Here is a 14759-nt window from a genome sequence, read left to right as displayed (position 1 = left end):
CCGCAAACCCAAGCCCGAATCATAGCACGCAATGGACGTTGCTTCGATCGCCGGAGCGGTTCCGTTTTTCACAAACCGGTCAACCGCCCTGTTTTCTTTTCCGACGCATTCCGGCCCGAAACCGTGTCACGAATGCGTCAGCGCTTCATCGGGCTGCGCGGCGCGCCGTCGCGCCAGTCGCCGCTTGCCCACATATGGTCGAAGGCGGCGCGGTAATCCGGGAAGCGGAACCGGTAGCCCGTCGCCTTGAGCGCCGCGTTGGCGACGCGCTTGTTCTCGCCATAGAAGGACCGCGCCATGGGCGAAAGTTGGGCGGCCTCGAAGGGAATTTCGGGCGGCGGTGTGATGCCCATCAGCGCGGCGGCATAGGCCACGACGTCCTGCGGCGGCGCGGGCTCATCGTCGGTGACGTTGAAGATGCCGCCTGCATCATCCCCGATGAGATGCCACAGCGCGCCAGCTATATCGTCGCAATGGATGCGGTTGAACACCTGGCCGGGCTTGACCAGCCGCCGCGCGGTGGCGTTTTCCAGATTGACCAAGGCGTTGCGGCCGGGACCGTAGATGCCGGAGAGCCGCAGCACCGCCACCGGCCGGCCGATCTCGCGGCCAAGCCGCAGCCAGTCCTGCTCGGCCGCCACGCGCATCGCCGAGCGTTTCGACACCGGCCGGCATTGCGCCGTCTCGTCGACCCAGGCGCCGCCATGGTCGCCATAGACACCGACGGTGGAGAGATAGCCGACCCATTCGAGCGCGGGCATCCGCACGATCGCCTCGCGGGCGGCATTCAGCACGGGATCGCCGGCCTCCTCGGGCGCGATCGAGATCACCAGATGGGTTGTTGTTGCGAGCGCATCGCCGATTTCGCCGGTCAGCGCGCCATCGAACAGCAGCGGCGCGATGCCGGCCTGGCGGAGCGCCTCGAATTTTTCCGCGGAGCGCGTCGTGCCGCCGACCGTCCTGGCAGGCTCCCGGTTGGCGCGCGCAAAAGCCTTGCCCGAATAGCCGGCGCCGAAGATGAATATCCGCTTTTCGCTCATGCAGGCGCCCTGGCTGGAACCGGCCGCGCCCATTCCTCGCGCACGGCCGCGTCGCTCTCGGTTTTCAGGCCGGCTGCGGCGCGTTCGCAATATTCGGCCTCCGGCACCAGCCGCGCCAGCGCCCATATTGCCGCGCCCCGCACCAGCGGCGAGGCGTCGGCGAGCAAGGCGCGCACGGCGCCGGCAAGCCCGGCATCGCGGGAATTGCCGGCGGCGATCAGCACGTTGCGGACAAAGCGGTCGCGGCCGATGCGCTTGACCGGCGAACCGGAAAAGAAGGCGCGAAACGCCGTGTCGTCCAGCCGCAGGAGATCGGCCAGCGCCGGCTCGCGTAGATCGTCGCGCGCGGCGAGCTTGGCCTCGGACGCCACCTTGGCGAACTTGTTCCATGGGCAGGCGGCGAGACAGTCGTCGCAGCCATAGATGCGGTTGCCGATCGCCTCGCGGAATTCATGCGGGATCGGCTCCTTGTTCTCGATGGTGAGATAGGAGATGCAGCGCCGCGCATCGAGCCGATAGGGCGCCGGGAAGGCATCGGTCGGGCAGGCGTCGAGGCAGGCGCGGCAGGAGCCGCAATGGTCCTCCTCCGGCATGTCGGGGACCAGTTCGGCGGTTGTGAAAATGGTGCCGAGGAACAGCCAGGAACCGTGCTGCCGGCTGACCAGGTTGGTGTGCTTGCCTTGCCAGCCGAGCCCGGCGGCCTCGGCCAGCGGCTTTTCCATGACGGGCGCGGTATCGACGAAGACTTTGACGTCGCCTCCCGCCCGCGCCACGATCTTGCCGGCGATTTCCTTCAGCCGGCCCTTCATCACATCGTGATAGTCGCGGTTTTGCGCATAGACCGAGATCGCGCCCCGGTCGCGCCTGGCCAACAGGTCACGCGGATCGTGGTCCGGCCCGTAGTTCATCGCCAGCACGACGATCGAACGCACCTGCGGCCACAGGCTTGACGGCTCGCTGCGGCGTTGCAGCGTCTCGGCGATCCAGCCCATGGAGCCATGGAACCCGTCCGCGACAAAGGCGGCGAGCCGGGCCGGCGCCAGCGGGATCGCATCGGGGGTGGTGACGGCGACCGCCTCGAAACCGGCGCGCCGCGCCTGCGCGTCGATCAGCGCGCGCAGTTTTGCGGCGTCAGAAGTCGAGGTCCGCATAATGCGACACCGGCGACAGGCCGCGCACGCGGTCGGTCAACAGCGGCCGGAACGAAGGCCGCGACTTCACCCGCGTGTACCATTCGCGCGCGGCGGTGTGCTCGCGCCAGTCGATCTCGCCGAGATAGTCGAGCACCGAAAGGGTGGCGGCGGCGGCGAGGTCGGCATAGGTGACCCTCGAGCCGGCCAGCCAGTGGCGGGTGCCGGCCAGCCAGTTGGTGTATTTCATGTGCTGGCGGATGTTGGCCCGCGCCGCGCGGATGGCGGCCGAATCGGGCGAGCCGCCGCCGGCGGTTTCCGGCATGACCGGCTTCAGCACGCGCTCGCGCACCAGATGCCGGGTGACCTCGCTCTCGGCCTTGTGGAGATACCAGTCGGTCAGCCGGCGGATCTCGGCGCGCTGCATCGGGTCCTCGGCGAACAGGCGCTTGTCGCGCTTCAGGACGCCGCGCGTCTCGTCGAGATATTCAGAGATGACCGTGGCGCCGACGATCGGCACATCGCCCTCGGCCAAAAGGATCGGCAGCGTGCCGGCCGGGTTCAGCGCCAAGAACTCCTTGCGCCGCGTCCACGGCTTCTCCTCGATCAGCGCCAACTCCTCGCCATACTCGCCGAAAGCGAGGCGCACGAACCGGCAGGAGGCGAACATGGGATGATGGAAAAGCGTCAGCATGGTTCCGCGATGATAAAGCGCACTGGTGGTTTGGATTTGAAGTTCCTGTCCCCTCAACGGCATCCGCGCTCAGGAACTTCAAATCCAAACCACACCAGAACTAAAGTTGGCAGTGTGGCTCAGAATCCGGAATTCGCGCATCGCGCTCCTCCCGGGTGTGGCGAATTCCGGATTGCCACACTGGCGAATCGCCGGGCGCACCGGTAAGTCTTGGCCGCCCGGTAAGCGGGCCGTCAGGGTGTTGCGACCTATAGGGGGAGTTCGGCGCCATGACAAGCAAGCCCTGTCAGCCCATCCAGCGAATGCCGAGGTAGCCAATGGAAAGCCAGACAATCGTCGAAGCCCTGCTGCTCGGTCTGCTGGAGGGACTGACCGAGTTCATTCCGGTGTCCTCGACCGGGCATATCCTGCTCGCCGGCCACTTTCTCGGCTTCCACTCGACGGGCAAGGCCTTCGAGATCCTGATCCAGCTCGGCGCCATCCTGGCCATTCTGAGCGTCTATTTCCGGCGGTTGTGGCAGATGCTGCTCGACCTGCCGCATGACCGGCTGACGCGGCATTTCGTCATCGGCATCCTCATCGCCTTCCTGCCGGCGGCCGTCATCGGCGCGCTGGCGCATGATTTCATCAAGACCATCCTGTTCGAATCGCCGCGGTTGATCTGCATCATGCTGATCATCGGCGGCGTGGTGCTGCTCGCCGTCGATCGCATGAAGCTGAAGCCGATGTACCGCGACGTCGAACGCTTCCCGACGCGGCTCTATTTGCAGATCGGGCTGTTCCAGTGCCTGTCGCTGATCCCCGGCACCTCGCGCTCGGGATCGACCATCGTCGGCGCGCTGCTGCTTGGCGTCGACAAGCGGGCGGCGGCGGAATTTTCCTTCTTCCTCGCCATCCCGACCATGGTCGGCGCCTTCGCCTTCGACCTGTTCAAGAACCGCAACGTGCTGACGTCGGCCGACCTGCCGATCATCGCCGTCGGCTTCGTCGCCGCCTTCGTCACCGCGCTGCTGGTGGTGCGCCTGCTGCTCGATTACGTCTCGCGCAAAGGCTACGCGCTGTTCGGCTGGTGGCGGCTGGTGGTCGGCATCGTCGGGCTCGTCGCGCTGATGATCTGGGGGTGATCTCGTCATCCACGGGCGAAGCAAGGAGCGCAGCGACGCCGCGCAGACCCGTGGATGACGAAGGTGAAGGCCTTCGCGCGCCCCCTTCATGCGAACCTCCTGCGGAGCAGCGCACAAGTCCTGCGGATTCCAGAACACTCCGCTGCGTAAGCTCGCTCTATCATCCCTCAGGCAATGGCGTCCGGCGAGCCGCATTCGCCCCCGCGCACGCGGTCGGCCGGGCGCCCAACAAGAGGGAACGACGATGAAATTCATGCTGACCGGCAGGAAACTGCACCCGAAAGCCAAACCCGTCGCCGAGGATTTCAGGAGCGGCGCCATCAACCGGCGCGAATATTTTGCGCTGATGGCCGGGCTCGGCGTCAGCGCCGCCGGCGCTTTTGCCCTGGGCGGGCTGGCGCCCACGCCCGCCCGCGCGGCGGAGCCCAAGAAGGGCGGCGTGCTGCGCGTCGCCATGAACGTCAAGGGTTTCAAGGATCCGCGCACCTTCGACGGCGTCGAAATGTCCAACGTCGCGCGGCACTGCAACGAATATCTCGTGCGCTGGAACACCGATTTCTCCTTCGAGCCCTGGCTGCTCGAAAAATGGGAGATGAGCGACGACGCCAAGACGCTCACGCTTCACGTGCGCAAGGGCATCTCCTGGTCGAACGGCGACGCCTTCGACGCCGACGATGTCGTCCACAACCTCACCCGCTGGTGCGAGGCCGGCGTTGCCGGCAATTCGGTCGCCGCGCGCATGGGCGCGCTGGTCAATGCCGACACCAAGAAGGTGGTCGATGGCGGCATCGAGAAGGTCGACGACTTCACCATCAAGCTCAACCTGCCCAAGCCGGACATTTCGCTGATCGCCGGCATGGCCGATTATCCCGCGCTGATCATGCACCGCTCTTATGAGGGCGATGGCGACCCGCTGAAGGCACTTTCGATCACCACCGGCCCTTGCGAGCTGGTGAAGTGGGACGCCGAGACGGGAGCCGAGGTAAAGCGCAAGGACAAGCCCTGGTGGAAGGGCGAATTCTACCTGGATGGCATCCAGTGGATCGACTACGGCTCCGACCCCAACGCCATGCTGTCGGCGTTCGAATCCGGCGAGATCGATACCGACCACGAAACCGCCTCCGATGCCGTCTCGCAGACCGAGCAGATGGGCCTGAAGAATTCCGAGATCGCCACCGGCTCCACCATCGTCGCCCGCTTCAACGTCGCCAACGCGCCCTATGACGACGTCAAGGTGCGCCGCGCCGCCCAGCTCGCCGTCGACAACTCCGCCGTGCTGGCGCTCGGCCTCGGCGGCCGCGGCAAGCCCGCCGACAACCACCATGTCGGCCCCATGCACCCAGAATATGCCGATATCGGCCCGGCCAAGCGCGACGTGGACGCCTCGAAGAAGCTGCTCGCCGAATCCGGCAAGGCGGACCATGAATACGACCTCATCTCGGTCGACGTCGAATGGCAAAAGAGCACCGGCGACGCCATAGCGGCGCAGATGCGCGAGGCCGGCCTCAAGATCAAGCGCACCGTGCTGCCCGCCGCCACCTTCTGGAACGACTGGAGCAAATATCCCTTCTCCTGCACCGAATGGCTCGGCCGCCCGCTCGGCGTCCAGGTGCTGGCGCTGGCGTATAAATCGGGCGCCGCCTGGAACGAAAGCGCCTACGCCAACAAGGAGTTCGACGAACTGCTCGACAAGGCGCTCGCCACCCCCGACGCCGCCCAGCGCAAGGAGATCATGGCCGGCATCGAGAAGAATCTGCGCGATTCAGGCATCATCATCCAACCCTACTGGCGCTCGGTCTACCGGACCTATCGCAAGGGCATCGAAGGGTGCGAGCAGCACCAGGCGCTGGAACAGCATTTCGAGAAGGTTTGGATTGAGGGGTGAGGCCAGCGCCGACCTGATTTCCTCGCCCCGCGAAAGCGGGGGTCCGAAGGACGGGCGAGACCCGTGGCTCGCCCCAGGGCGGTGGCCTCGCGAAGCGAGGTCGGATGAGGGGTGCTCCAGCTTGGCGCCACGTCAACAGCGAACCAAACCAGAAAACCCCAACGCCTCACTCCGCTGGAACACCCCTCAACCGTCTCGGCGCTGCGCGCCGATCCACCGCCCTGGGCGAGTCACGGGCCTCGCCCGCCCTTCGGGCCCCACAAGGGGAGAAGGCAAGCGGGCCGCAACGCCGGCTTTATCCCTGCAACGCTGGCGATGGACGAAAGCGGCGACAACAGCGTCCTTCGCCCCGTTCACGGGGAGAAGATGGCGGCAGCCAGATGAGGGGCGGCGCCAGCGCCTGAAATTGAAGCGCGCCTAAGCGCTTATGAGCCGCATCCAGAGCGCAAAACTGCTGGGCTTGCTGACCATGACGAGCGCCGCCGCCCAGAGCAGGATGGCGCCGAGATAGCAGGGCACGTTGGCCTCCAGCCTCCCGCGCAGCGGGGCACTGGCGACGAAGGTGCCGGCGAGGCCGATCGCTGCGCTGGTGTCCGAAGTGGAGCGCATGTGATTTCTCCTCAAGCCGAAAAAAGGATACGCAAGTGTGGGCTCCTTGTCTGGAACGCCAGCGCCTGATGACCGCCCCACTTAAAAACGGTGCGAGTGTCAAATTAGCTAGGGCTGGTGGCCAACAATTGAATCAGCCATATTGGAAACGCACGATTCGAGTTCGATTCGGATCGCCACCTTCTCGCACATCGCCCTTTAAGCCCGGGGCGACTGCTCCGAGGAAGGAGGTGATTGCGATGCAGATGCGATTTGTGTGGGACGAAGCTAAAACCGTCTTTGTGCGGGAATACCTTCGTCTCAGATACGGAAGATGGGAGATGGTTGTCTGCCATTTTCGTAGGCCGCCACGGTGCAACGTGACGACCTACTAAGGTATCGAAGTGAGACGGGGCGGGCGGTTTCATAAGAGACCGTCCGCTCATTTTTTAGCGCACCACGAATCAAAAGCGGTGTCGAGTCCAATTCGTGTCACGGTCGGATTCGACCGTCAATAACTAATCCGCTACTAATTAGTTATGGCGAAGGGGCAACAAAAGGCGTCACCGCTCAATCCGAGTCTGCCTCCAGAGACGATCAAGTATCTGAAGAGGCTTACAAAGACGGGCGTACATGGCAAGACCGCGAGTGAGGTAGCTCGAGTACTAATCTGGGATCAGATTAAGATGCTGATCCGAGAGGGTGTCATCGATTGGGACGAGGGAGACATCGATGGAGACAAGTAGCGCTGGACCGGGAAGCCTGCGCGTTGCCGGCAGGGAATGCACGGTGGTGCACCGTTACGACTCTCGCAGAATCGTGTAAACATCCGACTCTCGGCCGTAATCGAGGGGGAGGCATACATTCTAAGGCGAATCGAGTTTGAAAATTTTAGGAAGCACTCCAAATTTCGTGTTGTCTGCAAAGAAAGAAATATCTTTGTAGGTCCCAACAATGCTGGCAAATCCTCTGTCCTCGACGCGCTTCGGTTGTTCGCAGACGTCGCACGTTATGCAGAATACAGACTCCCGGTTTTGAAGACACAAGCTCCGTACGGCGTCTGCGCAACGTACGAAATGACCAACAAGAATTTTTGCCTCCCGATAGCGAACATACCGACGAACGATTCCGAGAGCGATGTTAAAGTTTCGATATACCATGACAATGGTTCGGCACTTCATCTTGTACTGAATGTCGATCGCCAGCCAATAGTTTTTATTCAATCGGATAAGAGGGCCAAAAGCACGAAGGCCTATTTTAAAGAGTGCTTCCCGGAAGCTATAATTGTTGTTCCAACGTTAGGCCAGTTTGAAGAGACGGAGAAACCAAACGGCCTCGACTACGTTAAGAGCGTCGAGCATACTAGACTTGCCGCAAGGAATTTTAGAAACATTTGGCGACAGAAGAGCCACAGTGAATTTCAGGACTTCTCGATGCTGGTCGAAGGAAATTGGAAGGGTATTGAGGTTCAAAAGCCAAAGGTAGTTGTCGGGGTGCCCTCAACGCTGGAGATGATCTACATCGAAAACGAGTATCCGCGAGAAATATATTTGTCTGGTTTTGGATTTCAGGCGTGGATGCAAATCATGACCCATTTTCTTCGAGGGTCGGGGGGAGACATCCTCGTTTTGGACGAACCAGACGTTTATCTTCATGCTGACCTTCAGAGAAAACTATACAGTATTGCTAAGAAAAGATTTTCGCAAATATTTCTTGCCACGCACTCTGCGGAGATCATGAATGAAGCAAATTCGGGCGACGTCGTTCTGGTAAGGACAGAGTTTCAGACCGGAAAACGAATCACGACTGAAGAGGGCTACCGGAGCGCGCATGCGCTATTGGGTTCGTCTGAAAACGCTGACTTTGCCCGTCTTTCCAGAGCCAAAAGAATAATAGCATTCGAGGGAAATGATCGCTCCATCTATCGCAGGTTCGAGCAGATGCTGATTTCCGACGGGGTATTCAGCGACCCTGATACGATGCTGCTCAAGATCGGTGGGTATGAGCAATGGCCTCGGGTTGGAAATTTGCCTTGGGCGTTTCAGGAGTTGTTTGGAATTCAGCCAAAGATTGCCGCGATCTTTGACAGGGATTATCGATGCTTAGAGGAAATTGAAGGCCACGAGCAGAAGCTGCGAAAGTCGGGGGTCTTTTGCCACGTCCTCCGGCGCAAAGAGATCGAGAACTATGTCATCGCCCGCGATGCGGTCTGCAGGGCTGTGCAAAAAGCTGCCAAAAAGAAGAATAAAGTTATTGAAGACGATTGGCTGAATGATCTGCTGTCCGCCATCTCTTCCGAGTCTCGAGAAGACTGCCTTATAAACGTGCAGTCTTCCACGAGCAAATACTACCAGCTCAAGCGAGATGGGAGAGACACTCAAACTATTCTAAAGTTGGCTAAGAGCGAATTTGATAAAGATTGGACGACCCGCGGGTTCGGCTATCGGATTTCGGGAAAGGAGTTCTTTTCCGCTTTAAATCGAGCGCTCGAAGAGGCCTTCGGGGTATCTATCTCGTTGTTCCAGGTTTTGGATGAATTCCACGCGTCGGAGCTCGATGTGGAATTCTGTGAGATGCTTACAGAAGTAAATCGATATTTCGCTGAGGAGTAGTTCGATATCGACGCGTCGCGCAGAGCGTGCCTTCTCTCCACTATGCAGCTCACTGTGCCCGTCAACCGCCCCCTTCAATCCCCCATCTTCAGCGCCTGGATAAACGCCTCCTGCGGAATATCCACCTTGCCGAACTGCCGCATCCGCTTCTTGCCCTCTTTCTGCTTGTCCAGCAGCTTGCGCTTGCGGCTCACGTCGCCGCCATAGCACTTCGCGGTCACGTCCTTGCGCAGGGCCGAGATGGTTTCGCGGGCGATGACCTTGCCGCCTATCGCCGCCTGGATCGGGATCTTGAACAGATGGTGCGGGATCAGCTCCTTCAGCTTCTCGCACATCTGGCGGCCGCGCTTTTCCGCCGCCGTGCGGTGGACCAGCATGGAGAGCGCGTCGACCGGCTCCTCGTTGACCAGGATCGACATCTTCACTAGGTCGCCCTCGCGATAGTCGGTGAGGTGATAGTCGAACGAGGCATAGCCCTTGGAGATCGACTTCAGGCGGTCGTAGAAATCGAAGACCACTTCGTTGAGCGGCAGGTCGTAGGTCAGCATGGCGCGCTTGCCGACATAGGAGAGGTCGGCCTGGATGCCGCGCCGGTCCTGGCAGAGCTTCAGAATGCCGCCGAGATAGTCGTCGGGGGTCAGGATGGTGGCGCGGATCCACGGCTCCTCGATGGCCGAGATCTTGACCACGTCGGGCATGTCGGCCGGGTTGTGCAGTTCCTTCACCGAGCCGTCATTGAGCAGCAGCCGGTAGACGACCGATGGCGCGGTGGCGATCAGGTCGAGGTTGAACTCGCGCTCCAGCCGCTCCTGGATGATTTCCAGATGCAGCAAGCCGAGGAAGCCGCAGCGATAGCCGAAGCCGAGCGCGGCACTGGTTTCCATTTCATAGGAGAAGGAGGCGTCGTTGAGGCGCAATTTGCCGACGGCGGCGCGCAGATCCTCGAAATCGGCGGCGTCGACCGGGAACAGGCCGCAGAACACCACCGGCTGCGCCGGCTTGAAGCCGGGCAAAGCGTGCGCGGTCTGGCGCTTGTCCTCGGTGATGGTGTCGCCGACGCGCGTGTCGGCCACTTCCTTGATCGAGCCGGTGAAGAAGCCGAACTCGCCGGGGCCGAGCTCCTCGACATTGATGCGGGCGGGCGTGAACACGCCGGTCCGTTCGACCAGATATTTGGCGCCGGTGCCCATCATGCGGATGGTCTGGCCCTTCTTCAAGACGCCGTCGATGACGCGCACCAAAACGATGACGCCGAGATAGGCGTCGTACCAGCTGTCGACCAGCATCGCCTTCAAGGGCGCGGTCGCGTCGCCCTCGCGCGGCGGCGGCAATTGGTGGACGATGGCCTCCAGCACGTCGGGAATGCCAAGGCCGGTCTTGGCCGAGATCAGCACGGCGTTGGAAGCGTCGATGCCGATCACCTCCTCGACCTGCTCGCGGATGCGCTCGGGCTCGGCGGCCGGCAGGTCGACCTTGTTCAGCACCACGACGATCTCGTGGTTGTTGTCGATCGCCTGGTACACATTGGCGAGCGTCTGCGCCTCGACGCCCTGAGAGGCGTCGACCACCAGCAGCGAGCCCTCGCAGGCGGCGAGCGAGCGCGACACTTCATAGGCGAAGTCGACATGGCCGGGCGTGTCGATGAGGTTGAGGATATAGTCCTCGCCATTGTTGGCGCGGTACTTCAACCGCACCGTCTGCGCCTTGATGGTGATGCCGCGCTCGCGCTCGATGTCCATCGAGTCCAGCACCTGCTCCTTCATGTCGCGCAGCTCCAGGCCGCCGGTCAGCTGGATCAGGCGGTCGGCAAGGGTGGATTTGCCATGGTCGATATGGGCGACGATGGAGAAATTCCTGATGTGGTCGAGGGGCGTGCTCATGCCGCGCGCTTTAGCAGGGGCGGCTTGCTGCGGCAAGGCTTGCGGCGCAAGGCGCCCCCCGGTCATCACAAAGCGGTGAGCCGGGCGGAAAAGCCCGAAACGGCCGGCGGGCACGGCCGGATGCTTAAACTTTGAACGATCCTCTTAGACCCCGGTTTGCCGGCGCATGTTAGTTCCCCCGCAGGTAACCGTTTTTTGGGGTAAGAAAAAATGCCGGGGCTTGCAGGAAGGTTCGCCCGCTCTCGCGGCGGCTCGATGATGCCGCTGTTCTTCATCAGCCTGGTGCCGCTGGTCACCGTCGTCGGCTTCTCGGTCGATTATACGTCGGCGGTCCAGACCCGGTCCAACATGCAGCAGGCGCTCGACGCGGCGACGCTGGCCATCACCACGCTGCCGAAGACGACGGCGCTGGCGGCCCGCCAGCAGATGCTCCGGGACACCTTTGCCGCCAATGGCGGGCAAGGCACCGCCACGCTGGTGAGCTTCACCATCGCGGCCAACGGCACCGCCACGGCGCAGGCCTCCGCGAGCTTCGCCATGCCGACCGACTTCATGCAGATCGCCAGGATCGACACCGTGCCGGTCGGCGTCACCTCGGCGGTCAACAAGGCGGCGGCCCTGGTGCAGACCACCTTCAAGATCGAGAAGGCGTCGGGCTGGTGGGACAAGACGATGTATCTCTACGGCACGCGATTTGGCTCGACCACGAAGCAGAAGCTGATGCAGATCAGCTATGTCTACAACAAGGGCGGCGATCCCAAGGGCTATGGCACCACCACCGTCTCAACCGTCAGCGGCACCACGCTTACCCAGGTGCAGCAGCAGGTGTGCAACACCACGACGGTCGCCAATTTCGACAACACGCCCTCTGGCGCCATCACCAGCACCGACGGCAACGGCGTCATGCGGCAGACCGTCTGCACCACCACGCCGGCCAACAGCACCGGCGCGGTCATCGACGTCAGCCAGATGGACCAGCTCTATCTGGAGATGGACGTGCCCTCCGCCGCGACGGCCAAACCGGCCCAGCCGACCACGCTCAGGTCGAACGACCCGAACACCTCGAACCGGCTCTATATCGGCACCAGCCCGACCGACATGCCCGAAATCGCCACGGGCCAGACCGTCGATATCTTCACCGCCGTGCCGTGCGGCCAGACGGGCTACCAGGCCTGGGAAGACGGCGGCTCGGCCGTGCCGGCGCCTGTCGTCAACGCCGACTTCTTCTACACCGTGATGGGCAAGTGCGACTTCAACCAGCGCCCCTCGCAAACGGTGCTGACGCAATAGAGGCGAAGCTGCCGATCTCCCCCCTCGTGGGGGAGATGGCCGGCAGGCCAGAGGGGGGCGCTGCCCCGCCGGCCTTGCCTGGGTCCACGGAACTCGTCCTCCACTTTCCCGATCTGCCGCCTACTCTCTGCCGTCGCGACAACGGCTGTCGAACCGCATCCAGGTAGGGGCTCTACGGCGCCCCCCTCTGTCCTGCCGGACATCTCCCCCACGAGGGGGGAGATCGGCTGTCGCGACGGCCTTTGCCAATCTCCGCCCTCTTGGAGCCCGACCAACCTTCATCACAAACCGGTGAGCGCTGTAACGAAGCGATAATTGGCGGCGAAGTGGGGACATCAGCGGCGCCGTCGCCCACGGAGCAATCCCATGTCGCAAGCCAAACGCAGCAGGTTCCTCGCAGTGTCCAGCCTGGGCGCGCTTGCGCTCGCGGCGTCGCTCGGCGCGGCCGCGGCGCAGCCGCTTACCGTTGTCGAGCTGTTCACCAGCCAGGGCTGCTCGTCCTGCCCGCCGGCCAATGCCAATCTGATCAAGGTCAAGGACCAGCCTGGCGTGCTGGCGCTGTCCTTCAATGTCACCTACTGGGACTATCTCGGCTGGAAGGACATTTTCGGCCGGCAGGAGTTCACGCAGCGCCAGGTGAGCTACGAGCCGCCGCTCGGCCGTGACGGGCCGTTCACGCCGCAGGTGGTGGTCAACGGCCGTGCCGATGCGGTCGGCGCCGCGCCCGGCGAGATCGAACGGCTGATTGCGGCGAGCGGCCGCATCAAGGGGCCGTCGCTGTCGCTCGATGGCGGCAAGGCCAGCATCGGCGCGGGGAGCGTGCCGGGCGGCAAAGCCGACATCTGGCTGGTGCGCTATGCCAGGGGCGTCGTCGAGGTGCCCGTGGCGCGCGGCGAGAACACCGGCCGCACCTTGCCGCACGGCAATGTCGTGCATGCGCTGAAAAAGCTCGGCAGCTGGACCGGAGAGGCCACGACGCTCGACGTGCCGGCCGCCGCCCATGGCCTCAGCACCGCAGTGCTGGTGCAATCGCCCGGCGGCGGGCCGATCCTGGCCGCCGCCGCCGATTAGCTTACCTCCGGGAACTTCCCGGTTGCGGGGAGAGACCATGCCCGATCAGAAATTGCGCAACGCCGCGCCTGCGGCGCCGCAACAGCCGGCCGCCGCGAGGGCGCGCCACCCAACCAAGGAGACCATCATGACCGTTCTTTCCCGCCTGACGCTGCCGGCGCTTGCGCTCGCTTTGTGCTCGACGGCATTGCTGGCCGGCGGCATCGCCCGGGCCGACGAGGCCATGAAACCCGCCGCCGACGCGATGAAACCGGCAACCGATGCGATGAAGCCGGCCGACCCGATGGCCACCAATGCCATGAAGCCCGCCGCCGATGCGATGAAACCGGCGGACGCCATGAAGCCGGCGGCTGACGCGATGAAGCCGGCGACGGATGCGATGAAGCCTGCCAACTAGGTCAAGCCGCGGCGGAGAGTTACGCACCCGCTGGGGCCGCACGAGAATGTGAGCCTCCGCCGCAACTCGCGCATCGCACCGGCTCCGCTAATTCAATAGACTGGACCCTATGCAAGCCATGAGGAGTGCAATCATGACCGACATCAAGAACCGTTCGAGCGGCCTCGTCCGCGGCGCGCTCGCAGCTTTCGCGCTCGCCGTCGCGGGCGCCGCCTTCTGGCTGACGCCGGCCGTCTCGGCGGAAGACGCCGTGGTGATCCCGCCGCCGGCGCTCGATGAAAAGGCAGCGGGCGGCAGCGAGACGGCAGTCTTCGCCGGCGGCTGCTTCTGGGGCGTGCAGGGCGTGTTCCAGCACGTCAAGGGCGTCACCAAGGCGGTCTCGGGCTATACCGGCGGCGCCAAGGACGACGCCGTCTACGAGACCGTGGGCACCGGCCGCACCGGCCATGCCGAATCCGTCGAGATCACCTACGATCCCTCCAAAGTCACCTATGGCCAGCTGCTGCAGGTGTATTTCTCGGTCGCCCACAATCCGACCCAGCTCAACTACCAGGGTCCGGACCAGGGCACGCAGTACCGCTCGACTATCTTTGCGGAGAACGAGGCGCAGAAGAAGATCGCGCAGAGCTACATCGCCCAGCTCGACCAGGCCAAGCTGTTCGGCAAACCCATCGTCACCACGATCGAAACCGGCAAGACCTTCTATCCGGCCGAGGAGTACCACCAGGATTTCCTGACGCTCAACCCGACCTATCCCTACATCGTCTACAACGACCTGCCAAAGGTGGCGAATTTGAAGACGCTGTTCCCGAAGCTTTACAGCGACAAGCCGGTGCTGGTGCTGTCGGCCAGCAATTGAGTCTTCGCAGGGTGAGAAGAACGACAGGTCGGCGGGACGGCGCCCCCCTCTGCCCTGCCGGGCATCTCCCCCACGAGGGGGGAGATCGGCGGCCTCGCCGTCCCGCCCCGCTGTCAACGTTAGAAATTGGCGAAAGCCGTCGCGACATCCAATCTCCCCCCTCGTGGGGGAGATGGCCGGCAGGCCAGA

12 protein-coding genes are annotated in these 14759 nt (G+C 63.0%); 7 read left to right on the top strand and 5 right to left on the bottom strand.

Annotated features, from left to right (window positions below):
• Window positions 1–137: 137 nt before the first annotated feature.
• From FJ979_RS06625 to FJ979_RS06615, 3 genes are read right to left on the bottom strand one after another with little or no spacing between them, the layout of a single operon-like run.
• On the bottom strand, window positions 138–1040 hold the full coding sequence (locus FJ979_RS06625) for an SDR family oxidoreductase (protein ID WP_140580300.1): 903 nt from the start codon (window positions 1038–1040) through the stop codon (window positions 138–140).
• Window positions 1037–2191, bottom strand: coding sequence for a tRNA epoxyqueuosine(34) reductase QueG (queG, locus tag FJ979_RS06620; RefSeq protein ID WP_140580298.1), 1155 nt, complete (start codon window positions 2189–2191; stop codon window positions 1037–1039). The genes FJ979_RS06625 and queG overlap by 4 nt, the downstream gene beginning before the upstream one ends.
• Window positions 2172–2864, bottom strand: coding sequence for a glutathione S-transferase family protein (locus tag FJ979_RS06615; RefSeq protein ID WP_140491712.1), 693 nt, complete (start codon window positions 2862–2864; stop codon window positions 2172–2174). The genes queG and FJ979_RS06615 overlap by 20 nt, the downstream gene beginning before the upstream one ends.
• 317 nt (window positions 2865–3181) lie before the next feature.
• Here FJ979_RS06615 and FJ979_RS06610 point away from each other — a divergent pair, with 317 nt between their 5' ends.
• Window positions 3182–3988, top strand: coding sequence for an undecaprenyl-diphosphate phosphatase (locus tag FJ979_RS06610; protein WP_140580296.1), 807 nt, complete (start codon window positions 3182–3184; stop codon window positions 3986–3988).
• A 244-nt stretch (window positions 3989–4232) separates the two neighbouring features.
• Window positions 4233–5873, top strand: coding sequence for an ABC transporter substrate-binding protein (locus FJ979_RS06605; RefSeq protein ID WP_140580294.1), 1641 nt, complete (start codon window positions 4233–4235; stop codon window positions 5871–5873).
• A 417-nt stretch (window positions 5874–6290) separates the two neighbouring features.
• Here the strand turns inward: FJ979_RS06605 and FJ979_RS06600 are convergent, their stop codons facing one another.
• Window positions 6291–6482 carry a hypothetical protein gene (locus tag FJ979_RS06600; RefSeq protein WP_246679277.1) on the bottom strand — a complete coding sequence of 64 codons (192 nt, stop codon included), beginning with the start codon at window positions 6480–6482 and terminating at the stop codon, window positions 6291–6293.
• A 761-nt stretch (window positions 6483–7243) separates the two neighbouring features.
• Here FJ979_RS06600 and FJ979_RS06595 point away from each other — a divergent pair.
• On the top strand, window positions 7244–9073 hold the full coding sequence (locus FJ979_RS06595; RefSeq protein ID WP_140580292.1) for an ATP-binding protein: 1830 nt from the start codon (window positions 7244–7246) through the stop codon (window positions 9071–9073).
• A 74-nt stretch (window positions 9074–9147) separates the two neighbouring features.
• Here FJ979_RS06595 and lepA read toward each other — a convergent pair whose 3' ends face one another.
• The gene (gene lepA, locus FJ979_RS06590; RefSeq protein WP_140514160.1) at window positions 9148–10953 is read right to left on the bottom strand and encodes a translation elongation factor 4; all 1806 of its coding nucleotides are present in this window, start codon (window positions 10951–10953) and stop codon (window positions 9148–9150) included.
• 210 nt (window positions 10954–11163) lie between these two features.
• Between lepA and FJ979_RS06585 the strand changes: the two genes are divergently transcribed.
• The 4 genes from FJ979_RS06585 (at window position 11164) to msrA (ending at window position 14570) form a co-directional block, all read left to right on the top strand.
• The gene (locus FJ979_RS06585; protein ID WP_140580290.1) at window positions 11164–12243 is read left to right on the top strand and encodes a TadE/TadG family type IV pilus assembly protein; all 1080 of its coding nucleotides are present in this window, start codon (window positions 11164–11166) and stop codon (window positions 12241–12243) included.
• Window positions 12244–12609: 366 nt separating this feature from the next.
• Window positions 12610–13314: a DUF1223 domain-containing protein gene (locus FJ979_RS06580; RefSeq protein WP_140580289.1), complete on the top strand. Its 705-nt coding sequence runs from the start codon at window positions 12610–12612 to the stop codon at window positions 13312–13314.
• A 127-nt stretch (window positions 13315–13441) separates the two neighbouring features.
• Window positions 13442–13711, top strand: a complete 270-nt coding sequence (locus FJ979_RS06575; RefSeq protein WP_140580287.1) for a hypothetical protein — start codon at window positions 13442–13444, stop codon at window positions 13709–13711.
• A gap of 133 nt (window positions 13712–13844) precedes the next feature.
• Window positions 13845–14570 carry a peptide-methionine (S)-S-oxide reductase MsrA gene (gene msrA / locus FJ979_RS06570; protein ID WP_140580286.1) on the top strand — a complete coding sequence of 242 codons (726 nt, stop codon included), beginning with the start codon at window positions 13845–13847 and terminating at the stop codon, window positions 14568–14570.
• Window positions 14571–14759: the final 189 nt, after the last annotated feature.

Origin of the sequence: Mesorhizobium sp. B1-1-6, assembly GCF_006443035.1 — a bacterium.
In the GTDB taxonomy this organism is placed as follows: domain Bacteria; phylum Pseudomonadota; class Alphaproteobacteria; order Rhizobiales; family Rhizobiaceae; genus Mesorhizobium.
The sequence above is the reverse complement of the archived record's forward strand: the minus strand, read 5'-3'. Positions and strand labels throughout refer to the sequence as shown.